Annotated in this window: 21 protein-coding genes and 1 tRNA gene; 10 read left to right on the top strand and 12 right to left on the bottom strand. The window is 40.1% G+C overall.

From position 1 onward, the window contains the following. Positions 1–2: 2 nt before the first annotated feature. Positions 3–875, bottom strand: a complete 873-nt coding sequence (gene rfbA / locus AC3CAU_RS05885; protein WP_131216666.1) for a glucose-1-phosphate thymidylyltransferase RfbA — start codon at positions 873–875, stop codon at positions 3–5. Beyond that, on the bottom strand, positions 875–1,933 hold the full coding sequence (rfbB, locus tag AC3CAU_RS05880; RefSeq protein ID WP_131216668.1) for a dTDP-glucose 4,6-dehydratase: 1,059 nt from the start codon (positions 1,931–1,933) through the stop codon (positions 875–877). The genes rfbA and rfbB overlap by 1 nt, the downstream gene beginning before the upstream one ends. A 314-nt stretch (positions 1,934–2,247) precedes the next feature. On the opposite strand from rfbB, the gene AC3CAU_RS05875 reads away from it, so the two are divergent. Genes AC3CAU_RS05875 through AC3CAU_RS05865 form a run of 3 tightly spaced genes read left to right on the top strand, consistent with a single transcriptional unit; the run spans position 2,248 to position 5,129 of the window. Continuing rightward, positions 2,248–3,093: a glycosyltransferase family 25 protein gene (locus tag AC3CAU_RS05875; RefSeq protein ID WP_131216670.1), complete on the top strand. Its 846-nt coding sequence runs from the start codon at positions 2,248–2,250 to the stop codon at positions 3,091–3,093. A 1-nt stretch (position 3,094) separates the two neighbouring features. Then, positions 3,095–4,201 (top strand): glycosyltransferase, encoded by a 1,107-nt coding sequence (locus AC3CAU_RS05870; RefSeq protein ID WP_131216672.1) that lies wholly within the window; start codon positions 3,095–3,097, stop codon positions 4,199–4,201. A 37-nt stretch (positions 4,202–4,238) separates the two neighbouring features. Continuing rightward, positions 4,239–5,129 carry a glucosamine inositolphosphorylceramide transferase family protein gene (locus AC3CAU_RS05865; protein WP_131216674.1) on the top strand — a complete coding sequence of 297 codons (891 nt, stop codon included), beginning with the start codon at positions 4,239–4,241 and terminating at the stop codon, positions 5,127–5,129. A gap of 4 nt (positions 5,130–5,133) precedes the next feature. On the opposite strand, the gene AC3CAU_RS05860 is transcribed toward AC3CAU_RS05865, so the two are convergent. The 9 genes from AC3CAU_RS05860 to AC3CAU_RS05820 all read right to left on the bottom strand — a co-directional run bounded on the left by AC3CAU_RS05860 (position 5,134) and on the right by AC3CAU_RS05820 (position 15,086). Beyond that, the gene (locus AC3CAU_RS05860; protein WP_447053622.1) at positions 5,134–6,168 is read right to left on the bottom strand and encodes a glycosyltransferase; all 1,035 of its coding nucleotides are present in this window, start codon (positions 6,166–6,168) and stop codon (positions 5,134–5,136) included. Further along, positions 6,165–6,944 carry a glycosyltransferase family 2 protein gene (locus AC3CAU_RS05855; protein ID WP_131216677.1) on the bottom strand — a complete coding sequence of 260 codons (780 nt, stop codon included), beginning with the start codon at positions 6,942–6,944 and terminating at the stop codon, positions 6,165–6,167. The genes AC3CAU_RS05860 and AC3CAU_RS05855 overlap by 4 nt, the downstream gene beginning before the upstream one ends. Next, positions 6,938–7,693 carry a polysaccharide deacetylase family protein gene (locus AC3CAU_RS05850; protein WP_447053623.1) on the bottom strand — a complete coding sequence of 252 codons (756 nt, stop codon included), beginning with the start codon at positions 7,691–7,693 and terminating at the stop codon, positions 6,938–6,940. The genes AC3CAU_RS05855 and AC3CAU_RS05850 overlap by 7 nt, the downstream gene beginning before the upstream one ends. Beyond that, positions 7,690–8,718 carry a glycosyltransferase family protein gene (locus AC3CAU_RS05845; protein ID WP_447053624.1) on the bottom strand — a complete coding sequence of 343 codons (1,029 nt, stop codon included), beginning with the start codon at positions 8,716–8,718 and terminating at the stop codon, positions 7,690–7,692. Before AC3CAU_RS05845 ends, AC3CAU_RS05850 begins: the two co-directional genes overlap by 4 nt. Positions 8,719–8,731: 13 nt before the next feature. Further along, the gene (locus AC3CAU_RS05840; protein WP_447053625.1) at positions 8,732–9,613 is read right to left on the bottom strand and encodes an ELM1/GtrOC1 family putative glycosyltransferase; all 882 of its coding nucleotides are present in this window, start codon (positions 9,611–9,613) and stop codon (positions 8,732–8,734) included. Between the two features lie 88 nt (positions 9,614–9,701). After that, entirely contained in the window at positions 9,702–10,628 is a 927-nt protein-coding gene (locus AC3CAU_RS05835; protein WP_131216683.1) for a branched-chain amino acid transaminase, read from the bottom strand. Positions 10,629–10,662: 34 nt separating this feature from the next. Continuing rightward, the gene (gene glnE, locus AC3CAU_RS05830; RefSeq protein ID WP_447053626.1) at positions 10,663–13,407 is read right to left on the bottom strand and encodes a bifunctional [glutamate--ammonia ligase]-adenylyl-L-tyrosine phosphorylase/[glutamate--ammonia-ligase] adenylyltransferase; all 2,745 of its coding nucleotides are present in this window, start codon (positions 13,405–13,407) and stop codon (positions 10,663–10,665) included. 74 nt (positions 13,408–13,481) lie between these two features. After that, positions 13,482–14,756, bottom strand: coding sequence for a sensor histidine kinase (locus AC3CAU_RS05825; protein ID WP_447053627.1), 1,275 nt, complete (start codon positions 14,754–14,756; stop codon positions 13,482–13,484). A gap of 243 nt (positions 14,757–14,999) precedes the next feature. Beyond that, a tRNA-Leu gene (locus AC3CAU_RS05820) sits at positions 15,000–15,086 on the bottom strand. Between the two features lie 194 nt (positions 15,087–15,280). On the opposite strand from AC3CAU_RS05820, the gene queA reads away from it, so the two are divergent. The 7 genes from queA to secF all read left to right on the top strand — a co-directional run bounded on the left by queA (position 15,281) and on the right by secF (position 23,330). After that, on the top strand, positions 15,281–16,318 hold the full coding sequence (queA, locus tag AC3CAU_RS05815) for a tRNA preQ1(34) S-adenosylmethionine ribosyltransferase-isomerase QueA (RefSeq protein ID WP_131216689.1): 1,038 nt from the start codon (positions 15,281–15,283) through the stop codon (positions 16,316–16,318). Between the two features lie 25 nt (positions 16,319–16,343). Continuing rightward, a complete protein-coding gene (locus tag AC3CAU_RS05810; RefSeq protein ID WP_131216691.1) occupies positions 16,344–17,372 on the top strand; it encodes a hypothetical protein in 1,029 nt (342 codons plus the stop codon). Between the two features lie 28 nt (positions 17,373–17,400). Continuing rightward, positions 17,401–17,967 carry a LemA family protein gene (locus AC3CAU_RS05805; RefSeq protein ID WP_447053628.1) on the top strand — a complete coding sequence of 189 codons (567 nt, stop codon included), beginning with the start codon at positions 17,401–17,403 and terminating at the stop codon, positions 17,965–17,967. Between the two features lie 860 nt (positions 17,968–18,827). Beyond that, a complete protein-coding gene (gene tgt, locus AC3CAU_RS05800) occupies positions 18,828–19,958 on the top strand; it encodes a tRNA guanosine(34) transglycosylase Tgt (RefSeq protein WP_447053629.1) in 1,131 nt (376 codons plus the stop codon). Positions 19,959–20,064: 106 nt separating this feature from the next. After that, positions 20,065–20,394: a preprotein translocase subunit YajC gene (gene yajC / locus AC3CAU_RS05795; RefSeq protein WP_067870533.1), complete on the top strand. Its 330-nt coding sequence runs from the start codon at positions 20,065–20,067 to the stop codon at positions 20,392–20,394. A gap of 51 nt (positions 20,395–20,445) precedes the next feature. Then, on the top strand, positions 20,446–22,347 hold the full coding sequence (secD, locus tag AC3CAU_RS05790; RefSeq protein WP_447053630.1) for a protein translocase subunit SecD: 1,902 nt from the start codon (positions 20,446–20,448) through the stop codon (positions 22,345–22,347). An 8-nt stretch (positions 22,348–22,355) separates the two neighbouring features. After that, entirely contained in the window at positions 22,356–23,330 is a 975-nt protein-coding gene (gene secF / locus AC3CAU_RS05785) for a protein translocase subunit SecF (RefSeq protein WP_447053631.1), read from the top strand. Between the two features lie 126 nt (positions 23,331–23,456). Here the strand turns inward: secF and AC3CAU_RS05780 are convergent, their stop codons facing one another. Next, a complete protein-coding gene (locus AC3CAU_RS05780; RefSeq protein WP_131216701.1) occupies positions 23,457–23,891 on the bottom strand; it encodes an excinuclease in 435 nt (144 codons plus the stop codon). Positions 23,892–23,896 lie beyond the last annotated feature (5 nt).

Here is a 23,896-nt window from a genome sequence, read left to right as displayed (position 1 = left end):
CTTTATTCACTTACCAACGAAATTAAATATTGACCGTAGTCATTTTTACTCATGCTTTGACCAATTTCTAAAACTTGTATCGCAGTCAGCCAGCCATTGTTAAATGCAATTTCTTCCAAACACGCAACCTTATAACCCTGACGTTTTTCAATGGTTTCAACAAAGTGTGCTGCTTCTAATAAACTTTCATGCGTACCCGTATCTAGCCATGCAAAACCACGACCCAATAACTCTACATTTAAATCACCACGTTCAAGATACATCTGATTTACAGTAGTAATTTCTAACTCACCACGATCAGATGGCTTCACCTGTTTGGCAATTTGAATAACGTCATTATCATAAAAATATAAGCCAGTCACCGCAAAATTAGACTTCGGATGTTTTGGCTTTTCTTCAAGGGAAATCGCACACTTATTTTGATCAAACTCAACCACACCAAAACGTTCAGGGTCTTTGACTTGATAACCAAATACCGTTGCACCTTTTTCACGTGCAATCGCTTGTCTCAACATTGGTGTAAAGCCTTGACCATAAAAAATATTATCGCCAAGCACTAAACATACATTGCTCTGACCAATAAACTCTTCACCAATAATAAATGCCTGTGCCAAACCATCTGGACTTGGCTGTACCGCATAACTTAGCTCAATACCAAAAAGTGAGCCATCTCCCAGTAAGCGCTTAAAACTTTCCACATCTTCGGGTGTAGTAATAATAAGAATTTCACGAATACCAGCCAGCATCAACACTGACAAAGGATAATAAATCATCGGCTTATCATAAATTGGCAACAACTGCTTTGATACGCCTTTGGTAATGGGGTACAAGCGTGTACCTGAACCACCAGCGAGAATAATTCCTTTCGTATTCATTATTTATGCACCCCTAGTCTCTCACGCTGATAGCTACCATCTTGAACTCTACGACACCAGTCTAAATGACTCAAATACCATTCTACCGTTTGACGAATGCCTGTTTCAAAAGATTCTTGCGGTACCCATCCCAGTTCATTTTTTATTTTACTTGCATCAATCGCATAACGATGATCATGACCTGGACGATCTTGAACAAAGGTAATTAAAGATGCATATGACTGTTCATCACTTCGTGGCTGAAGCTCATCTAATATTTGGCAAATGGTTCTGACTACTTCAATATTTTGCTTTTCATTATGACCACCAATATTATAAGTTTCCCCGACTTGACCTTGGGTAGCTACCGTATATAAGGCACGCGCATGATCTTCAACAAACAACCAATCGCGTACTTGTTGGCCATTTCCATAAATCGGCAATGCTTTACCTTCTAAAGCGTTCAAAATTACCAGAGGAATCAGTTTTTCTGGAAAATGGTAGGGGCCATAATTATTTGAACAATTGGTCACGATCGTCGGTAGACCATAGGTTCTATACCATGCCCGAACCAGATGGTCTGAACTGGCTTTACTTGCAGAATAAGGTGAACTTGGTTGGTAGGAGGTTTTTTCGGTAAATAAATCCGTGGTTCCTTCTAAATCACCATAAACCTCATCGGTAGAGATATGATGAAAGCGGAAACTCTGCTTTTTTTCTTCATCTAAGGCTAACCAATATTTTCGGGTTGCTTCTAAAAGCGTATAGGTTCCCACAATATTGGTTTGAATAAATGCTGCCGGACCATCGATCGATCGATCTACATGAGATTCAGCCGCTAAATGCATTATCACATCGGGTTGAAAATCTGTTATTGCATCATCCAAAGCAACCACATCACAAATATCGACTTGATTAAAGTAATAGCGTGGACTTTGCTCAACTTCAGATAAAGATTCCAAATTACCTGCATAGGTCAATTTATCAATATTAAGTACTTCATTTCGAGTATTTTGAATAATATATCGAATAACCGCAGAACCAATAAAGCCTGCGCCGCCAGTGATTAAATACTTCATAGTGCTTTAGTGACCTTAATATTGATAAAAAGCATATTTGTTTAAAGCTAAGAACCGCATTCTATTACTTTTTATTCTTGGTTCCTACTTTATTGTAGAAGATAACTCTACGATAGATATAAATTTTAACAACATCGTTAATTTAATTGCTTCGTTTTTTTAGTGAAAAAAATTAGAGATATACAAGAATATAATGGAGAGTAATCAAAGATTGAATAAATAAAATCAAGACTTTAGTTAGCAGCTATTTAGTTTAATTTTAGTGGCAAAACTTATAGAATAGCGGCAGCTATAATTATTTTTTGAATATCTACATGAAGAAAATCTTAATCTTATGCATATCTTTAAAAGATAGCAAAGCAAGACAAGACAACATATCTCATCAAATACAAGCCCTCAAACAAGCTGTATCCGATATTCAAATTGATTTTCAGTTTTTTGAAGGAGTGTATGGAAAAGAACTTCCGCCTGAATACATCGTTTTTTTAGATCTCAGAAGAAAAATTTCAGGACAATGTGAACATGCATTAGGACCTAGCGAATTCGGCTGCTTTTTAAGTCACATGACGTTATGGCAACGTTTAGCACAAGGTGATTATGTCGAATATGACCGCGTTATCATTTTAGAAGATGATGTCATCGTCAATCTTAATCATATTACAGAAAAGCTAACTTCCTTAATCACCCTCAATCCTGATTTTGCCTTTCTAAGTGGCAATACAGAACCTTCTCGTCGGCGTATTCGCGGTTTTAACAGTGAAGATAATCTATATTTCAATCTGACTGGACCGAAAGATCTTTACACTGGGGCATATGCCTATTCCCTCACCCCAGAAAAAGCACAGTTTTTTATCGAAAAACAAATTAAGAAATTAACCTACTTGGATGATTGGACCTATTTACTTAAGTCATCAACCACCATCCCTTATTACTATTGTTTTGAACATGATGATGAAATGCAAAGTAATATTGCTGGTGACCGTAAAATTTTTATGAAAAAGCCAAATCGTTTTAAGAAAAATTATCGAAAGATTCGTAATGACCTCGTTTCTCGTATTATTTCTTTATTTTTATTTAAAAAAATTATTCGTCTTTCTGCTTTTATCGCAGCACATAAAAACAGCTTAAATACACCAGAAAATAATAAGAGTGATCATTAAAATGAAAAAATACCTTTTTATTCAAGATCATTTATATGGTGGCGGTGCAGAACAAATATGTATTGATACTGCTGTTGCGCTTAAAGAAAAAGGTCATGATGTGACTGTATTGTTATTAGATTCAAATAATATACGCACAGCCTATCCTGAAGACTTGAATCTAATCAAATTCGATATAGCACCGGCTTTCATGCAAGGCAGTATCAAAAAAAATAAGTTAAAAAGTGTTCCTTTAGAGCAACAAGCTGAACTGACGCAAATCATTAATGACTTAGCACCAGATACTATTATTGCGGGTCATTCACATGCTTTTTGGTTATCATCGATTCTGACGGGCAATATCTGGTTTTGGGTACATGGCGACTCATTAGGTTTGGTGCTAAAACAAAATTTAGGTTTCTTTAAATACCTAGAAGCCGTTAAAAAGTTTATGCAATGTAAAAAAGCCTGTAACTATCTTTTTAAAGGCAAACAACTGATTGTTGTTAACCAAGATATTGCGACACTTCTTCATAAACATGTTAAAGATATAACAGTAAAAGTCATCCATAACGGGATTGATTTTAAACGGCTCAAAAGCAACTTGGTAAATGAAGAAATTAATATTAATAAAAAATGGGATACCATTTTTGTAGGTCGTTTATCTGAAGAAAAACAACCTGATATAGCGATTAAAGCTTTTGCTAAAAGTGGTTTAACGGGGCGTATGGCAATTGTCGGTGACGGCCCGTTGTTAGATGAACTAGTGACTCTTACAGAACAATTTGGGCTGACTGAGCGTATTGATTTCTTTGGCTGGCAAGACCAACCCAACCATTTTATTCAACAAAGTTATTGCTTGATCTTACCTTCGCGTACTGAAGGCTCCCCTCTTATTGTTGCAGAAGCCATTATTTTGCATGTTCCTGTGGTTGCTTTTAATTGCTGTGAAGGCGTGGCATACCAACTCTCGTCTGGAGAGCTTTCTCAAGGTTTGGTCCCTTTAAACGATATTGAAGCCTTATCTAAAAGGCTTCGCCAAGTGGTCACTCAGCCTTATGCGATTCAAGAGCAAGACATACAACGCCTGAATATTACAGAAATGGCAAAGGCTTTTGAAGAATTATAAGTCCCTATATTTAAACCTTTGATTTGAGCAAGCCATCATGTCTTTATCTCGTACAGTTCTCAAAAAATGGTACAAATACCAACAAAATCAACAGGCCAAAAAGTTTGACTCACATTGGTATATTCGTTTTGGTTGGCTCAATAAACCATTGAATAACCAAGACCAATTAAAAGACCTATTTGAAATCCATTCTCCTAAAAAGTTTACTTTTGCCGATTGTTTTTATGTAGAAGACAATGGACGTTACTTTATTTTTTTTGAAGAAGTCGATGACCAACATCCGGTTGGTTTTTTATCTGTTTTAGAAATATTTAAAGATGGCACCTATACAGAACCACAGACGATTTTAAAACTGGATTACCATCTGTCTTATCCCTGTGTATTTAAAATAGAGAATGACTGGTACATGATTCCTGAAACCAGCGCCAATAAAACTGTTGAACTATGGAAATGCACTGAGTTCCCTTTGAAATGGGAAAAACTTTCCAACCTTTTAGAAGACATTGAAGCTGTTGATACAACGCCTTTTTACCATGAAAGCATGTGGTATTTATTTACCTCCACCCGTCGTAACTGTAAAAAATTTGGTGATCGCCTAGATTTATTTTATACCGAAGATATTTTACAACCTAAGTGGAAAGAACATCCTCAAAACCCAGTATGTAAAGGACATCAACAATTCCGCATGGCTGGCAAGCCATTCATCTATAACGGTAAACTGGTTCGCCCAAGCCAGGACTCGTTGAAACGCTATGGCGGCAATATTGAGCTTAAAGAAATTATCCAATTAAGCCCAACAGAATATCAGGAACAATTTTTAGAAGTGATTTTACCCCATTGGAATAATCAGGATGATGGCTGTCATACCATTAATGCTGAACATGACTTTGTGGTTCTTGACGCTATTCGACTATCACCCAAAGCATAATTAATTATTTATTTAGCAAACGCTCATATATTTGCAGCGTTTGCTGCGCCATAGCATCCACAGTCAACTCATTTTTAGCACGCGTAAATAGCTCTTCAAAATCAGCAAATGCTGCACTTTCCAATCCATTTTTGAGTGCTTGCCGCAATGCTGCAATATCACCAATTTCTGCAAGATAGGCTTCTGGCAACCATTCAATTACGCCATTCACTTTGGTGGATGCCATGACTTTATCTGCCTGCAAAGCTTCAACCATCACCAGAGGAAAACCTTCACGATCTGAAGATAAAGTAACAACATCTGCAAGCTGGACTAAATCACGAGCATCCGTTCTGAAACCTAGAAATGCCACCTGGTCTTGCATATTTTGTTGTTTGACTTGTGCTTCTAGAGATTGTCGCAACGAACCATCGCCGATAATCCACAAGTTTGCATCAATCCCCCGCATTGCCAGGATCAGTAAAGCAATATTCTTCACCGGTTCTAAGCGACCAATGCACATCACTATTTTCTTGCTTGAATCCAAACGTGGAAATTGTTGGTCAATGCTGTGTTTTAAGCGCTGCTTTGCCTCTACAGCCAATGCTGTTTGCGGATAAACCCCATTATAAACAATATGTGCTTTCGCTTCTGGAATACCGAGGGTCAGTGCTTTGCTGACAGCGATCACCGCATTTCCAACTAAATAAGCAGACTTATTCTTTTTGGTTCCATGTACCGTCGTCACAATTTTAATGTCTGCTAAAAATGGACGAATCCTGGCAATCAGTTCAGATGCTTTACCTGCTTGGGCATGTACAATCTGGGGCTGGATTTGAGCGATCAGGGTCTTTAGCTGCCAAAGCAACCCAATATTCCAGCGGCTTCTAGAAAAATCGACCGCATGAAATTGAACATTTTCATTAAACTTTTCGGCATAGCAGGGATGTGCAATCACGTGCACATCGTTAGACAAGGCCAGCTGATTGGCCAAATTAAAGGTATGCTGCTCTAAACCGCCAATACCGCCACTGGTCGCAAGGACTTGAACAATCTTCATGCATCATCCCGCTTGTTCTTTTTTGCCTGCAAATGCTGCTCGAAAAGCTTGGCTTCTTTTAGAAAAGCATAAAAAGAATTGATCATACTGTTTACAAAACCGCGCCAACCATTTAAACAACTACGGCGAATAAAATACGACTTTAAAAAGGTGACAGGCATTACCAAAGTTAATTTCAATATGCTTGGTTTTTTACCTTTTTGAAATTTTTCAGCTGCCTTCAAGTTTGAATATTGATTATTTTTTTCGACTTTGACAAAAATACTCGACTCACCATAATGGTAAATATCACCTTCGGCACGGATACTTTCACCGTCAACAATCACATTTTCATGGACTTTATTTTCAAGGTCATATTGGCCTTTATTTTTACGGAAAAAACGGACTTTGGCATGTTTTTTAGTATGTTTACTGTTGGGCACCCCTAAAAAAACATCATTAATTGGGGTAATTAAAGCATCAATTTGATTGGCTTGAATAGTTTTGGCTATTTCTTGTTTTAATTCATCAGATAGCACTTCGTCGCCATCTAAATTGAGCACCCAGTCGTTTTGACACTGGGCTAAAGCAAGACTTTTTTGTGCTGCATAACCCAGCCAGTCCTGATGAGAAATTCGTGTATTGGGAAAGCTTTGCGCAATTTCATAAGTACGATCGGTACTGCCCGAATCTAAAATAATCACTTCCGAAAAATCAGCGACACTGTTCAAGGTATCTTCCAACCATGCACCACAGTTCAAAGTGACGATATAAACACTACATGGAATACTCATAATTTATAACGTCCTTTGGCTAAGGCAATACGCATTTGTAAAGCATTCATTGCCCCATGCGTACTGACTCGGGGAATATTAAATTGATTTAATTCGGTGTAGGCTTCCACTTTCTTACGTGTGGATACTGCATTTTTAAAGCCAAGTTCTTTTGCCATTTGCTGATGTTTTTCATTAAAACGCCCAAAAGGGTAAGCAAAACTTGGACAACGTCCGACTAATGCCTCAACATCAAGTTTAGAGTTTTGTATTTCTTGATAGGCTTCTTCATCATCGAGTTTAAGTAAATTCACATGATGTTGCGTATGCGCGCCAAATTCAATTACACCAGAATCAGACATTTCATGAATCTGCTGAGTATTTAATTTATCAATTCCTTCAATTTGTGTCGCAAGATATATCGTGGCTTTAGCCTTATACTTTTTTATTAATGGATAGGCGTATTGATAGTTATCTAAAAATCCATCATCAAAAGATAACGCTACAACATTTTTTTGCCCCCGATACTGATCGAGTTCAGAGACGAAACAAAAACGAGTTTCTTTTTTAGCCAGATATTGCAGTAACTGTTCAAACTTTTGTGGGGGCATATTCATCCCCGAGGCGGCTTCATGGGGTGTAACTTGATGCAGCATCACAATTCTAGGTAACTTCGCACCACGAAAAGGTAACCAGAAAGTATAGTTACCTAAGAGATAGAGCATCGCAGCCAGAGCCATTATGCCAATCACCATATAAAGCAGCCACATCATGCATAAACCTCATTTGCCCATTCATAGGCTTCAGACAAAGGTTGATCAAAAGTCACCTCAACCATGAACTGTGTAATCCGTTTGCCATTAAAACTTGCACGTGTTTTATTCCAACCTGCTTCAGCAATACGCTTCGCCTCTTCTGGATGGGTAGCATAAAACTGAATTTTTTCAGCTAAGTCGAACTGATCATCAAAATAAACTACTTCTTGTTCGGTATAGAGTTTATCGAAACCCGGAATACGTGGACTAAAAGTCAACAGTCCATTTCCTGTAAGCTGCACAATTCGGTCTGAACTATATAAAGTTACATCGTTTTTACGTGAATAGTTTAAGCCCATACGGGATTGGGATAGCACCTTGTAATAACCTTTACCATAAACGCCTGGCTGTTCAAAACAACCATAATATTGATATTGCACATGATTGTTTTTTAGAGTCTCAGCTAAATCTTTTAGGAATTTTTCACGTTCAGGTTCTTTATAAACCACACCACAGAAAATAAATTCTTTATCAATATTGTTTGATTCAAACTGTTTTAATTGTTCAACATTACGATGTCCCACATTCGGCATATAAGCCACTTTTAAATGCGGTTGTTTGAGTTTTTCAAGATATTCACCACCGGTGGTACAAAAAATTGCATCTAAATAAGGTGAAAATTCACGTACAAACCCGAGTTTATGTTCTAAATACAATGGATCAACATACCAAAAGGCAATTTTAGTTTGCGGATAACGCTGTTTGATTTCTTTGAGCACATCAGGACTCATCAAATCACTATGACCAATTAAAACTAAATCTGGCTCAATATTATCTACAATTTTTAAAATTTCTTTATTGGCCCAACTTGCACCCAGTTTTTTAGTTTTAAATACTGTACCCATTCGGGCCATATCACGAAAACTAAAGTCATAAACAAAGTGACCATTTTCAATCAGACCTGCAGAAATTTTACGATCTGTGCAATAAAAATGTGCGCCTTGCTTATTAAAACCAAAATTCGCAATATGTAAAATTTTCATGTAAAAAACATCTCTATGTTTTCAATAAAATATGAGCGACTTGAGTCGCTTCATCCAATTGTAGATTTAACAATTTAACTTTATTCTCACCCAGTAACGCCTGGGTTAAAAGCTGATCTAACAGTTGGGTAATTCTATCAGATTTCAACCGGTCTATTTCAATGATACCCACCTGACATCCTGCTGTCAGTGCCTCAAAAATCATGGAAACACTATCTTCAGTCACCCAAACCGCTTTGGCCTTTTGCATTTCTTCAAAAATCCAGCCTTGTGGCGTCTTTTCAACTGGAAATATTTTCAGCTGACTTTTAAATGATTTTTCATTTAAATGAGCCAAAAACTCTTCCGGTGTACGTCGTGAAGTGGTCAGAATAATCTCAGCTTGAGGATGCAGATTAACGATTTGTTGAATTGCATCTAAAACTTTTTCTTCATTCCAGTGATGGCGTTTGGATGAGCCACCGAGTGCAATTAAAAATCTGTTTGGCTGATGTCGCTGTTCATTCACAATTGGATTTAGGGCACCCTGCGTGGTAATTACATGTTCCGATGCATCAACACCATCATGCTCAGGAATAATGGCATAATCAAACCAATTCACTGGAAAATTTGGTTTCATCAAAATGACAGTTTTCGCTTGAGGAAATACTTTCCCCAGCAGCAAAACCCGTAATTGCGTATGACTGCCTACGCCAAAAATATAATCGGGCGGTTGCTTTAGGGTGACTATGCTCTTTTTAAACATCGCAGACACTAAGCTAAAAATTGGCAACTGATCTATTAATATTTCTTCAAAGGTAACTTCATCTGCACTTTGCCTTTGCATGGCTTTATATAAGCCGACTGCTTGTGAGCGATGTCCTGCTTTGCCATCACTGACATAGACAATATGCATAAAAGGTGTCCTTAAAAAATAAACTCAAATCTTAATCAATAAAAAAGGCGAAAACCGAGTTTTCGCCTTTTGATCTTACCTGATCGACTTATTTTACGTAAGTCAACCAATGTGCGTATTTAGGGTCTTTACCCTGAACTGCATCAAAGAATGCTTTTTGAATTTGTGTGGTGATTGGACCACGTGAACCACAACCAATTTCGCGATCATCATATTCACGAATTGGGGTTACTTCAGCCGCAGTACCGGTAAAGAATGCTTCATCACCAATGTAGAACTCATCACGGGTAATACGACGTTCAACCACTTCATAGCCCAAGTCTTTGGCAATAGTAATAATGGTTTGACGCGTAATACCGTCCAATGCACCGCCAGCAATATCTGGGGTATGAAGTACGCCATCTTTAACCAGGAATACGTTTTCACCTGAACCCTGACATACATAGCCTTGTGGGTCCATCAACATAGCTTCGTCATAACCCGAATGTGCCACTTCCTGGTGTGCAAGAATCGACAAAGTATAGTTGCCCGATGCTTTTGCCTTACACATGGTCACGTTAGGATGGTGATGGGTAAAGGATGAAGTCTTCACCCGAATACCTTTCGCCATCGCTTCATCACCCAGGTAAGCACCCCAGCTCCATGCAGCAACAGTGGCATGAATAGTATTGTCTGTTGCAGCGATACCCAGTTTTTCAGAACCGATAAAGATAATTGGACGCAAATAGCAAGATGCTAATTTATTTTCACGTACGACATCAATTTGAGCTTGCTCTAAAGTTTTTTGATCAAATGGAACTTTCATTTGATAAATTTTTGCAGAGTTGAGCAAACGTTTTGTATGATCCTGAAGACGGAAAATTGCAGTTCCGTTAGGGGTCTCATAAGCACGGACACCTTCAAACACACCCATACTGTAATGTAAGGTATGTGTTAAGACGTGGATTTTTGCCTCACGCCAATCAACCATTTGTCCATCTTGCCAAATAAAACCATCACGATCAGCCAAGTTCATGGCGCACTCTCCAAATTTTTATACACAGTCATCTTTATCCAATGCAAATATTTGCAGTTGGATCAATTAATCTTTGCCATAACTTGCAAACGATCACGCGGGTATCGTGCCAGTCCGCAGCATTCACTTGCATGGATTGATTCGCAAGGGCTAAACGGTGGCTCTCGGCTCGTTCACTGAGATAAGCTTGAATCAATGCTGTCGCGTCGTCGCTGGATAAGCAACCTGCTTTTGCGGCATCTTCAAGGATTCGTACATTGTCGGAGTAATGGGCGAGATCGGGATTCGACCCACTCCAGGCTAACACCGCATACTGTGCCATAAATTCGATATCAACGATACCACCTGAGTCCTGTTTTAAATGAAAAATTCCATCTTTTTGCTGTTCTTTAGATGAGCCCAAATGGTCTTTCATTTTCTGACGCATCTTCAAAACTTCTTCACGAACTTTGGTTTCGTCTCGCGGTTGAGTCAGGATACGGCAACGTAATGCTTCAAATATTTCACGTAAACTTTTTTCACCCGCAATGGAACGTGCGCGCACCAAAGCCTGATGTTCCCACAACCATGCACTTTTCAATTGATATTGCTCAAAGGCTTTTAAGCTGGTCACCAATAAACCTGCTTCACCAGATGGCCGCAAACGGGTATCAATTTCATAGACCCGTCCATCCAGAGTTTGCGTGGTCATCAATGACATAAATTTTTGTGCGACACGCATGGCAAATTCAAAACCGCTAATTTGCTTGGTTCCATCGGTATCGCCCTGCTCACTCATATAGTGAATAAACACCAGATCTAAATCCGAACCATAACCCAGTTCAATTCCACCCACTTTGCCATAACCGGCAACCACAAATGCCATATGATCGAGCGAACAACGCTGTCCTTCTGCATCCAGCGGATAGCCATGTTTTTTCGCAGTCATTTGATATGCCAAATGTAAGGTTGCATTGACCGAGACTTCTGCAATATCGGTGAGTGCATCGGATACTTTCATTAATGGACTTTCAGCCAGAACATCACTGGCGGCAACAGCCAGCACATTGGATTTTTTAAATAATCGCAGCACCCGCATCTGATCTTCTACTTGGTCAATTTCAATGCGTAGTAGTTGCTGACGGAGGGAATCTTCCAAATCTTGACGTTTAGGCAATTCAAAATCCATCGACAAGAATTCATCGAGTAAAACTGGATAGTGGGTAAGTTCCTCACAAATCCATGGACTCACGGTAGACATTTTAACCAGACGCTGCAATGCACCTTTACTTTCAATCAGCATCACCAGATATACGGTACGACGCATAACCGATTCGACCAACGGCATTAAACGCAAGAGTGCGACTTGCGGCTTATCTGATTGCAAAATTGCTTCAATTAAATGTGGCCAAAAGGTTTTTAAACGCTGTACTGCCTTTGCTGGCAATTTTTTTAGCGCATGTCCATACCAAAATTCATGGATAAGATTTTTTGCATTGTCATCCAACACCTCATTCAGCCGCTTTTCCAGCAAGCTAAAACTTTCAACCAAAGGATCGGGTTCTTTTTCTTTAATCAGATGTTCAAACTGAAAAATAACTTTGGCACGTTTTTGATTTAGATATTCAATGAAAACATCCCAATCAGCAAAACCTAAAGTTTCAATCATACGCTGACGTAAATCCGGCTCACTTGGCAAGGACTGCGTTTGTTGGTCATTCAAGGCCTGGATGGCATGTTCAACACGGCGCAAGAATAAATAAGCATCCTCCAGTTCAGCCACGGCCTGCATTTCAAGCAATCCCACCTCACCCAAATGATGCAGGCTGACTAAACATTGGCGATCTTGCAATTCAAGTTTAGAGCCACCGTAAATCAGCTGAAAAACCTGCACAATAAATTCGACTTCACGGATACCGCCCGCACCAAGTTTAATATCATCTTCAATATTACGGCGCAGTACTTCGCGTTCAATCATTGCCTTCATTTCACGCATGGCTTCAAAAGCAGTGTAATCGACATACTTTCGAAACACGAATGGTCGGGTCATGTCCAGCAGTTCATCCCCTTCTTTTCCACCAGTCACAATACGCGCCTTAATCCAGGCATAGCGCTCCCATTCACGTCCGTGCTGACTTAAGTATTTTTCCAATGCAACATGACTAATGGCAAGAGCTGAACCATCCCCCCATGGACGCAAACGCATATCTACACGGAATACGAAACCATCTGCAGTCATATGATCCAGCAGATAAATCAGTTTCTGTCCCCACAAAATACAGAACTGCTGTACATCAATGCATTTACGACCATTGGTTTCACCTTGCTCATCAAAGGCAAAAATAAGATCTATGTCACTTGAAAGATTCAGTTCTTGAGCGCCGAGCTTCCCCATGGCGACTACAATTAAATCTTGCACTGTACCGTTATAACTGATCGGTTCGCCGTGCTTTGCAACAACAGGAACCCGTGCGAAATCTTTGGCTGCACGAATGGATGCATCGGCAAAGTCTGAAAGCTCACGGGTTAAAGCAACAACATCGGTGAGTTGATTGGCATCCTGCCAAATCCAGCGAAACATCAAACGTGCGCGCAGCACACGAAGAGCACGCATCCATGTGGTTTCATCGGTGATATTGTCTAAAGTGCTATCAACACAGTCCTGGATTTGCGTGGCGCTTAAAGGAACGAGAAATTGGTCAATTGCATAATCTTGTTCAATTAATACTGCATGATTTCCCAATACTTGTTCTGCGTATTGGCTCGCACGTAATGTTTTGTGCAATTGTTCCGCATTCATTTTCAAACCTTCAGCCGAGTTTTTTTCTAGTTATATCAGCTGAAGGGAAATAGAGGAAAAGAAAATTTATTTTTCTATACTTTTACTTTCTCAATATGCACCGGTTCTTGAACCAGAGCCTGATGGGTACTGGTGGCTACTGGCAAGGTGACATTAAAAATCGTGCCTTCGCCTTCTCTAGAGTCTACAAAAATTTTACCATGGTTCAGATCAATGAACCGTTTGCACAAGACCAAGCCCAGTCCAGTACCTTTCTCTCCGGCAGTACCTTTAATACTGGCAGTCACTGACTGCTGAAACAGCTGGTCTATTTGTGCTTGACTCATACCCAAGCCCGTGTCGCGAACAGAAATATGCACGCCTGCCTCAGACTGGTTTGCGCTGATAATGACTCGCCCCGTGCCGTCTGTCGGGGTGAACTTTAAGGCATTAGAGACCAGATTCTGGATCACTGAAGTGATCATATTGATGTCAGCATAGACTTTAAGATCTTCTTCAATCTGGTCAATCAACTGAATATTTTTCTTCACTGCCAGACTATTTAATACATCGCAGACAATCTTGGTCGACTGTTTCAGTTCAAAGTTAATTGGATGGTAAATAAAACGCCCCCCTTCCGCCATTGCCCAATTGAGCAGGCTTTCTAGCAGGTTATAGGTCGATTGCGCCGTGTCGTACAAATATTCAGAAATACTTTGCACACTCGATTCATCAAGTGTTTCACGCTCTTGCGCCAAGACTTCCGAAAACCCGAGTAAACCGTGAAAGGGTGCTCTCAAGTCATGTGCAATAATCTGGAAAAATTTGGTTTTACTGTAGTTGAGTGCAACCTGCTGCTCATACATTTCTTTGAGTTCAGTATGGTCTGCTTTCAGCTCAACGAGATGGATTAGGCTATTGGTGAAATCCTGAACAGCGACAATATCTTCCTGATTAAAACATTCTTGATGTAAATCAAAAAACAGCACCTGACCGATTGAAACACCATCACTCATACGCAGATCAAAAGCCAGATAACGCTTAGCCTCTACCCCAAAATGACTCACATGCTGTACCAGATTCGGATATTGAGCATGCTGATGATCAATAAAAGTCCGCCCTTCAAAATAAGGACTTAAACAGGTTTCACCCGGTGAGCAGAATGCCTTGAAACCATGGTTTGAGGAATACCAAATATAAGGCTCATTATGGAAAGCCAGCACAGCCTGCTGTGCACCCAGCATCTTGCGTGAAAACCTTAAAAAACGCTCAACCTGATTGGTTGATGTAAAGACACCTAACAATAGTGAAAGCTTACATGCACTAAGCTGCTCAGTTTCTGAGCCTATTTCAAGCAACTGCATTTTCATATCTGATTCATCCAATCACTATTGTTATTGTAAAAAAGATTATTACCCTTAACGTTTTTAACAAATTTCTACAATGAGTACAATGAAAAAAGACATAAAGAGAATAAATGTGACAATCTAAGGCAGATTTGCTGTATTTATCGCCCCTAGTCTTCTAACTTAATACTCAAAATGTAAGCAAAAATTTTCTTTAGAAAATAAAAAACCCCAAGCTTTTAGTACGGGCTTAGGGTCTTTTGAATTTGGTCCCGAGGGTCGGACTCGAACCGACACGTCATCTCTGACAGCGGATTTTGAGTCCGCCGCGTCTACCAATTTCACCACCTCGGGAAAGGGGCTACAAGCGCATTAGCTTGTGGTGGCTATATTACTATTAAACTCTGAATTGTCAATTATCTAATTCATTCAATTGATCACTTTTATAGCAAAAATAAAAACTTTGTTTTAAAAAGCATCAGATATCATCTCGTTTGCTCTTTTCAGGACTATAATGCGGACGTTTTTCTTATTTTTATACATTGAAGATGCAACTTTCTGACTTTAACTTTGATCTCCCTGACGAACTCATTGCCCGCTACCCTTTAGAGATGCGTAGTGCTTCACGTCTTTTGCACTTAGATCATCAAGGGCAATATCACGATTGTCATTTTACCGACATTCTGGATTTACTCGATTCTGATGACTTACTGATTTTAAATGACACCAAAGTGATGAAAGCACGTTTAAAAGGTAAACGTGCTTCTGGGGGGGCGGTTGAAGTTCTGGTGGAACGAATGCAGGACAAATTTATTGCACACTGCCACATTAAAGCCAGCAACTCGCCTAAAGCCGGTGCTGAACTTTTTATCGGTGAAGATGCGGTAAAAGTAACAGTGCAAGGTCGCCACGAGAACTTGTTTATTGTCGAGTTTTCACAACCGATTTTAGATGTCCTGGATCAATACGGTGCTTTGCCGATTCCGCCTTATTTTAATCGTGAAGCCGAAGCGATTGATACCGAACGTTATCAAACGGTATTTAATGACCCGACTAAACTGGCAAGTGTCGCAGCACCAACAGCCAGCCTGCACTTCGACCAAGACTTATTGGAAAAACTTGAAGCCAAAGGTATTCAAAAAGCTTTTGTGACATTGCATGTGGGTGCAGGTACATTCTTGCCGGTACGTACAGATGATATTCAAAACCACATTATGCATAGCGAATGGTGTGATGTTCCAGAACATACGGTTGAACTGATTCGTCAAGCCAAAGCCCGGGGCAATAAAGTCATTTCGGTCGGAACCACAGCAACCCGTGCCGTTGAAAGTGCGGCTCAAGCGCATGGCGGCACATTAAATGCATGGACAGGTGATACACAAATTTTCATCTATCCAGGCTATGACTTTAAAGTGGTGGATCGTTTAATTACCAACTTCCATTTACCTGAATCTACCTTATTAATGCTCGTTTCAGCATTATCCAATCGTGATAATATTTTAAATGCCTATCAGCATGCTGTAGAAGAAAAATACCGCTTCTTTAGTTATGGCGATGCCATGCTGATTGATAAAATTACGCCTTAATATTTACCGATAAAAGAAGCACACCATGCCGCTCGATACTGTTCAACATTCGATTCATATTCGACGTAAAAAAAATGAACGGGTTTTTCAGAATATCGCGCGGCTTTGGGAGATTGGTCGTCAGGCTCAAACCCAGCAAGATATCTTAGATCGTTTGCATCCGTGGAATGCGCCGATTGTGCTCAAATTTGAAAATATCCTACCGCTGCTTTTAGCTGCACTAGGACTTTTTTTTATGCTGCTGATCTTTATAGGCCCCACCAATATCTGGCTACAGCTTTGTCTGGTGAGCGGTCTATTTATGATGTTCTGGGCTTATATCAGCTACGAAGATAAAAAGCCCATTGAGGATGTCATTGAATATTTAGAGCAACAGACCATTGCTAAAAAATACCAGCTCGCCTTCCGGCAACAACCGCAACATATTTCTGTGCCGCTGCAACCGGTATTATTCATTGCGCATTTAAAACAGCTGTTTCCGGTGTTTAATCAGGGCACCCTCTCTAACGATATTCCCTATTACGCCAGTACGGTATGGTCAGATGAAGAAGGTAAACAGCATCAGGTCATGGTCTTTCAATACCATTATGTTAATGAAGTTCGCGTTCGTGATAAAGATGGCAGTGATGTCAAAGTCAAAGAAGTACACAAGGATTTATGGGGGGTGTTCGTTTTTGATGTAGAAATCCAGGGACTTGCAATTACCACGGCACGTAAGAATTTTTATTATCCTTATAGCTTTCCCTGGCATACCAGTGATATTCAGACCAATCAAAAATTAAATATTTTTGGCAGTAATGAAATGCAAACTGCAAAATTACTTTCGCCGGCATTTGTATTGAAACTGGCTGATTTTTTTGCCCAGCGCCAGGGCGATTTAATGTTTCATCCGACCAGTCATACTTTATGTTTTTTAGGTTCTGCCGATTTATTTAAAATATCGAGCCAAGCTAAAAATATTCAAGATATTTCCGTATTACGTGGACACTTACGTACTTTTAAATTACCTTATTTAGAAAGCTTACAGCGTGATTTAACGCACTTTTTAAAATAGCAATAATGAATATTTTGGGGACATATGCATGGGGTTGTTAATTTTTTTGCTATTGATCATTGCCGTGGTTGTTGCATGTATCATGATTCGCAATAATATTGTGCGTCATCACAATGCTTCTATCCGTGCCTGGTCAGATGTGGCCAGCTATGAACGTCAGAAAATTAAAATTCTTGATGGTTTACAACCCTTAGTCGAGCAATATTCAAGTTTTGAAAAAGGCACTTTAGAAAAAGTGACTGAACTGCGTCAGAATATTTTAAATTTGAATGTAAACAATACTGATGTCTCGCAATTACAACGCATCGAAAGCTTAAATAAAGAATTGATGCGCAGTCTAAATGTAGTGGTTGAAAACTATCCCGAACTGAAAGCCAATGAAATTTATCTAAAAATGATGAATGAAATTGAAGAGCAAAATGAAAATGTCGGTGCAGCGATTACCATTTTTAACCGTAATGTAGAGCTGTTTAACAACTATATTCAGATTTTTCCCAATAACATCGTCAATACCATGACCATGGGTAAAAAAGCCATTCGTCCCTTTCGAGATCAAGCGGTCACCCAAAATTTTGACTATCGACCTAATTTTTAATAGCTCGGGACTTCTTGTATTCAGCATTTATCAATAACGACAAGAAGTCCCAAACTATAACTAAAAAAACATGAATTAAAAAATACGAGCTTCACATAAAAAATAATAATCCTATTCGAACTTATGCCCTTCTCAAATATGCATTGATTGAAGCGCTTTACCCTTATACGATCAGTAGAATGAAAACCAACTCTATACTTCAATGACGATTTACGGAGGGATGATTTAGCCGTATCAACTACAGGGGGTTGATGCGCAGAGCATGAAAACCCGACTCACTATCTGTCAGAACAGGAAAAATGAAAAGTGAAAAAATGGCGCTCTCGTTCTCATGTATCCAAGTAAAATAGCTGTGCAACATTTAAAATAATCTTGGCGGATTATTTTAAAAACCCATTTCTTTAACAACCCAATACTGCGAGCGAGAGTTCGGCAATACCCAAAATAATTTAGATGGGGTGATAAGCACCTTTACACAGACCAAGGAGATTTTTGTCCACTCATCTAGCTTGGATACCAGCCTATTTGCTCACTTTAGAACCAGCTTCCCATTGATCATAATTTTTATATTCAGAAACTGGTTCACACGATTGCGGCAAGGGATTGTAGAGTAAATAATAGCTATGGCTTAAAAAAATGAAAGATTAGAACACATTGAACAGTTCTAACAGCCAGCCCACCTAAACTTTGCTAGATCAGCCTTACTCTTCCAATATTGCTTTATAAGGAAAGTATTAAGTTAAAATTCGACAACACTGGCGTTTATGTGCGTAATCTAGGAAAATAGCCAACTTTTAGCGGCGAACTGTTTATTCGCTCTTGCACTGCACGCAGTGCTTTGCTCTTGTTCAGGATATTGTATGAAGTTTGAAAAACTAGGTCAGTCGGGTCGTGCCCGTCGTGGTCGGTTAACGCTTGAACACGGCGTGATTGAAACGCCTGTGTTTATGCCTGTCGGTACTTACGGTACAGTAAAAGGCATGCTCCCGCGCGATATTGAAGATATCAAAGCTCAAATTATTTTGGGTAATACCTTCCATCTTTACTTGCGTCCAGGTTTAGACGTAATTCGTGAACATGGTGGCTTACACGGGTTCATGAAATGGAATAAACCGATTTTAACCGATTCAGGCGGCTTCCAGGTGTTCAGTTTGGGCGCAATGCGTAAGATCAAAGAAGATGGTGTGACTTTCCGTTCGCCAATTGATGGCTCTAAAGTCTTCTTATCACCTGAAATTTCAATGGATATTCAACATACCTTGAATTCAGATATCGTGATGATTTTTGATGAATGTACGCCTTATCCAGCAACACATGAAGAAGCGCAAAAATCATTGCAGCTGTCATTACGCTGGGCAAAACGCTGTAAAACGCAACATCATGATGTGCTTAAAAATAAAAATGCCCTGTTCGGTATTATTCAGGGTGGCATGTACGAAGACCTTCGTAATGAGTCACTCAATGGGTTAAAAGAAATTGATTTTGACGGTTTTGCCATTGGTGGTCTTTCTGTTGGTGAACCGAAAGAGGAAATGATCAAGGTACTGGATTATCTTCCTGCTAAAATGCCGGAAGACAAACCGCGTTACTTAATGGGCGTGGGTAAACCGGAAGATATCGTGGAAGCAATCCGCCGCGGTGTCGACATGTTTGACTGCGTGATGCCAACCCGTAATGCACGTAACGGTCATTATTTTGTGACGAACGGTCTGGTGCGTATCCGTAATGCCAAATATCGTCATGACCAAAGTCCGCTTGATCCACAATGCGATTGTTACACTTGTCAGAATTTTACTCGCTCGTACTTATTCCATTTGGAAAAATGCGGTGAAATGCTCGGTTCTATGCTCGGTACAATTCATAACCTACGTTATTACCAAAGATTTACACAAGACATTCGTGATGCGTTGGATAATGGTACTTTTGATGAATATGTCCAAGAATTTTATGCCTGTCGCGGTTTAGAAGTTCCTCCTTGCCCTGAAGATTAATCTTTCAGTATTTGCGCTGAAGAAAAAGACAGGGTAAATTGCTGAACAAGTTATTTTATTTATCATCATATTGTTGATATACAGTTTTTTATTTTAGGAAAATGAAATGAGCCTTTTTATTTCTACTGCTCACGCAGCGGGTGAAGCTGCAACCCAGCCAAGTTTGGTCACTAACCTTTTAATGATTGCAGTATTTGTCGCAATTTTCTATTTCCTTATTTGGCGCCCTCAAGCGAAACGTGCTAAAGAACACCGTACGCTAGTTGAAAGCCTGGGTGTAGGTAGTGAAGTGGTTTTTGCCGGTGGTTTAATGGGCAAAATCACTAAACTTGAAGGCGATTTTGCAGTGGTTGAATTAAGTCGTGGCGTAGAAGTAAAAATTCAGCGTGCAAGTGTGATTTCAGTTCTTCCTGAAGGCACATTAAATAATCTCTAATCAAAAATAGTCGTGCCCTAGCACGACTTTTTCATTTTAAGAAGAAAACAAATGCGTTACCCAGCATGGAAATATCTGCTGATCGTCGTAGTTTTGATGATCAGTACATTATATGCCCTGCCTAGTTTGTATCCCGATGAACCTGCTGTTCAAATTTCGGGTGCCAAAGCCGGTACCCAAATTGACCAAAGCATCGTACAAAAAGCAGAGCAATTATTAGAAAGTGAAAAAATTCCAAGCCATGACAATAGCTTTAGCAATAATGCTGCCCTTTTGCGTCTCGATTCTTCAGAAGCCCAATTAAAAGCCAAAGAAGTATTGCGTCGTGGACTGGGTGACAATTATGTTGTTGCATTAAACCTGGCTCCAACCACTCCTGAATGGCTGCAAAAAATTGGTGCTAAACCAATGAAGTTGGGTCTGGATTTACGTGGTGGTGTGCACTTCTTATTAGAAGTGGATATGGATAAAGCCATCAGTCAGCGTATGGAAACATCTGCAACTGATTTACGTCGTCAACTGCGTGACAACAAACTGAAATTCAATAGCCTGGCTTTGAATAACAACACGATTACTGTGCAGTTTGCCAATAACAGTGATCGTGATGCGGTGATGGACTTCTTGCGTCGTAATGGCAATGAATTTACTCAGCAAGCGATTGCATCAACCTCGGGTTCAACTTTACGCCTGAACTATACCGATGTACGCAAGCAAGAAATTCAGTCGTATGCGGTAAATCAAAACTTAACCACCTTGCGTAACCGTATTAACGAGTTAGGTGTAGCGGAAGCATTGGTTCAAACCCAGGGTAGCAACCGTATTGTGGTTGAACTTCCGGGTGTTCAGGACACTGCTGAAGCAAAACGAGTCCTGGGTCGTACAGCGAATCTGGAATTCCGTCTGGTTTCTGATTTGAATGACCAATATATCGATCCGTATACTGGTAAATCGAATGGTCAGGCATTACCTCCAGGTACAGAAACCTTTGCTTATGAATCACTGGATAGTGGGCGCGAATTACTGCTCAACCGTAACCGTATTCTGACTGGTGAACGTGTCCAAAATGCATCGAGTGGCTTTAGTCAAGACACTGGTGGTGCTGAAGTAAATATTACTTTAGACAGCGCTGGCGGCAAACTGATGTCAGACGCAACACGTAATGCGGTTGGTAAACGCATGGCGGTATTGTTCATTGAGAACAAGCAAAAAATCAGCTATGTACCCGATCCTGTAACCGGTGCACAAACTGAAGTGCGTACCTCTTATGCAGAATCTGTCGTGATTAATGCGGCCACTATTCAAGCTGTATTAGGTTCACAATTCCGTATTACCGGTCTGGATTCGCCACAAGAAGCAGCTGAACTTGCGCTGATGCTTCGTGCAGGTGCTTTGGCCGCGCCAATGTACTTTGTGGAAGAACGTGTCGTCGGTCCGAGCCTGGGTCAGGAAAATATTGACAAAGGTGTGTTATCGACCCAAATCGGTTTCATTCTGGTAGCAATCTGGATGGTGGTGTTCTTCCGCCTGTTCGGTGTGATCGCCAACTTTGCCCTGCTTGCCAACTTAGCGATGATCCTGACTGTCATGTCATGGATTGGTGCTTCGCTGACCCTTCCGGGTATTGCCGGTATCGTGATCACTATTGGTATGGCAGTCGATGCCAACGTACTGATCTGTGAGCGAATAAGGGAAGAGATGAAATGGGGAGCCTCGCCCAAACAGGCGATTGTCGCGGGTTATGATCGAGCCTATAACACCATTTTTGACTCCAACTTAACCACATTCCTGGTTGCGTTTATTCTTTTTGCCATCGGTACTGGCCCGATTAAGGGCTTTGCTGTGACATTAATGATCGGTATTATTTGCTCGATGTTTACTGCAATTACAGTAACCCGTGCAATCGTACAGCTCATTTATGGTAAAAAACGTAACTTGAAGAAGTTGAGCATTTAAGGAGATCTATGATGACTGATATGACTCAACCTGATTCAAAAAAATACGGTCGTCCTGATGATGAACGGATAATTCCGTTTATGAAAATTGCCAAACCAGCGGCAATTTTTTCCATCATCCTGACGATTGCAAGCCTGTTCTTTATTGTGACCAAAGGTTTAAACCTCGGTTTAGACTTTACCGGCGGTGTTTCTGCAGAATTAAACTATGCCCAGCCTGCCAACCAGGCTGAAGTGGTTAAAGCTTTAGATCAGGCCGGTTTTAAAGATGCGGTGGTGCAAACTCTCGGCAGCAATAAGGACCTTTTGGTGCGTATGCCTCCTCAAGACCTTGAAGTAGAAGACTTGAGTAACGCAATTACCAAAGCCGCGCAATTACCGAACAATGCGGCTGAAGTACATAAAGTGGACTCTGTCGGTGGCCAAGTCGGAAATGAGCTATATATTCGATCTGCAGGTGCAGTTGGATTGGCAATGTTATTAATGCTGGTTTACGTCACCATTCGTTTCGAATTCAAGCTGGCTTTAGGTGCAGTGCTTTCGTTATTCCATGACGTCATTGTAACAGTGGGTATTTTTGCCCTGATGCAGTGGCCGTTTGACTTGACCGTACTGGCTGCCATTCTGGCACTTTTAGGGTTCTCGTTAAACGATAACATTGTGGTATCGGATCGTATTCGTGAAAATTTCCGCAAGATCCGTGGCACAAGCCCGCGTGAAATTGTTGATATTTCTTTGACTGAAACCTTACGTCGTACCATTCATACCTCTGCGACTTTATTGCTGGTGGTTCTTGCAATGATGTTCCTGGGTGGGGATGGTTTACACTGGTTCTCTGTCGCGATGTTTATTGGGGTATTTGTCGGTACCTATTCTTCAATTTACATTGGTACAGCATTCGCTCTTTGGCGTGGTCTGAACCGTCAGGACTTCATTGTTCAGATTAAGCCTGAATTTGAAGAAGAAGAAGAAATTCCTAGATAGTTTTTTCTTTGAAGCCAAATCAGCTTTAAATTGACATAAAAAGCCCATCTTGAGATGGGCTTTTTTATATTCAACCAAAATTGTCTCGAAAATAAATTCATCTTGGTTGTATGCTTTGGCTTAGATTTAGAACTTAACCAGATTACCTTTTAAAGCAACGCTGGCAACGGCCATCCCTTTAAAGCACTGATAGGTGGTTGTGCTTTTGCTTTCATTCGATTTGAAATAGCTGACAATATTGGTGACTGCATTTGCCCCTTGCGCTTTTGCCGTATTTTGTAATTGAATCAATGCAGAACGTAAAACATGATCACAAGCTGTTTCTGCAGATTTGGCGAAACCATTGGTTTTTTTGTTGGTCACCGCATCTTTTTGTATCACTTTACCGCCAGACTTGGTTCCTGCCAGATAAAACTTCACGGAACCATCCAAAGTTCCATCTGCAACAGCACGCTCAACTGCACTTTTGAAATCCAGATTATGCGCAGTATCAGCAGCCTGAGCTGAAACAAGCCCACCGAAACACAAAGCTGCTATAAGTGTTAATTTTTTTATTAACATGATTT

The organism is Acinetobacter sp. GG23 (genome assembly GCF_057766365.1).
This window is presented reverse-complemented; position numbering and strand designations above follow the sequence as displayed.

Excerpts from the sequence above, each read along its gene's own strand:
- AC3CAU_RS05810 (WP_131216691.1), top strand. The coding sequence starts at position 16,344 with ATGCCGCTCGATACTGTTCAACATTCGATTCATATTCGACGTAAAAAA.
- AC3CAU_RS05805 (WP_447053628.1), top strand. The coding sequence starts at position 17,401 with ATGGGGTTGTTAATTTTTTTGCTATTGATCATTGCCGTGGTTGTTGCA.
- AC3CAU_RS05825 (WP_447053627.1), bottom strand. The coding sequence starts at position 14,756 with ATGAAAATGCAGTTGCTTGAAATAGGCTCAGAAACTGAGCAGCTTAGT.
- glnE (WP_447053626.1), bottom strand. The coding sequence starts at position 13,407 with ATGAATGCGGAACAATTGCACAAAACATTACGTGCGAGCCAATACGCA.
- AC3CAU_RS05845 (WP_447053624.1), bottom strand. The coding sequence starts at position 8,718 with ATGAAAATTTTACATATTGCGAATTTTGGTTTTAATAAGCAAGGCGCA.
- AC3CAU_RS05865 (WP_131216674.1), top strand. The coding sequence starts at position 4,239 with ATGTCTTTATCTCGTACAGTTCTCAAAAAATGGTACAAATACCAACAA.
- queA (WP_131216689.1), top strand. The coding sequence starts at position 15,281 with ATGCAACTTTCTGACTTTAACTTTGATCTCCCTGACGAACTCATTGCC.
- yajC (WP_067870533.1), top strand. The coding sequence starts at position 20,065 with ATGAGCCTTTTTATTTCTACTGCTCACGCAGCGGGTGAAGCTGCAACC.
- secF (WP_447053631.1), top strand. The coding sequence starts at position 22,356 with ATGATGACTGATATGACTCAACCTGATTCAAAAAAATACGGTCGTCCT.
- rfbA (WP_131216666.1), bottom strand. The coding sequence starts at position 875 with ATGAATACGAAAGGAATTATTCTCGCTGGTGGTTCAGGTACACGCTTG.
- tgt (WP_447053629.1), top strand. The coding sequence starts at position 18,828 with ATGAAGTTTGAAAAACTAGGTCAGTCGGGTCGTGCCCGTCGTGGTCGG.
- AC3CAU_RS05850 (WP_447053623.1), bottom strand. The coding sequence starts at position 7,693 with ATGATGTGGCTGCTTTATATGGTGATTGGCATAATGGCTCTGGCTGCG.
- rfbB (WP_131216668.1), bottom strand. The coding sequence starts at position 1,933 with ATGAAGTATTTAATCACTGGCGGCGCAGGCTTTATTGGTTCTGCGGTT.
- AC3CAU_RS05860 (WP_447053622.1), bottom strand. The coding sequence starts at position 6,168 with ATGAAGATTGTTCAAGTCCTTGCGACCAGTGGCGGTATTGGCGGTTTA.
- AC3CAU_RS05875 (WP_131216670.1), top strand. The coding sequence starts at position 2,248 with ATGAAGAAAATCTTAATCTTATGCATATCTTTAAAAGATAGCAAAGCA.
- secD (WP_447053630.1), top strand. The coding sequence starts at position 20,446 with ATGCGTTACCCAGCATGGAAATATCTGCTGATCGTCGTAGTTTTGATG.
- AC3CAU_RS05780 (WP_131216701.1), bottom strand. The coding sequence starts at position 23,891 with ATGTTAATAAAAAAATTAACACTTATAGCAGCTTTGTGTTTCGGTGGG.
- AC3CAU_RS05835 (WP_131216683.1), bottom strand. The coding sequence starts at position 10,628 with ATGAACTTGGCTGATCGTGATGGTTTTATTTGGCAAGATGGACAAATG.
- AC3CAU_RS05870 (WP_131216672.1), top strand. The coding sequence starts at position 3,095 with ATGAAAAAATACCTTTTTATTCAAGATCATTTATATGGTGGCGGTGCA.
- AC3CAU_RS05840 (WP_447053625.1), bottom strand. The coding sequence starts at position 9,613 with ATGCATATTGTCTATGTCAGTGATGGCAAAGCAGGACATCGCTCACAA.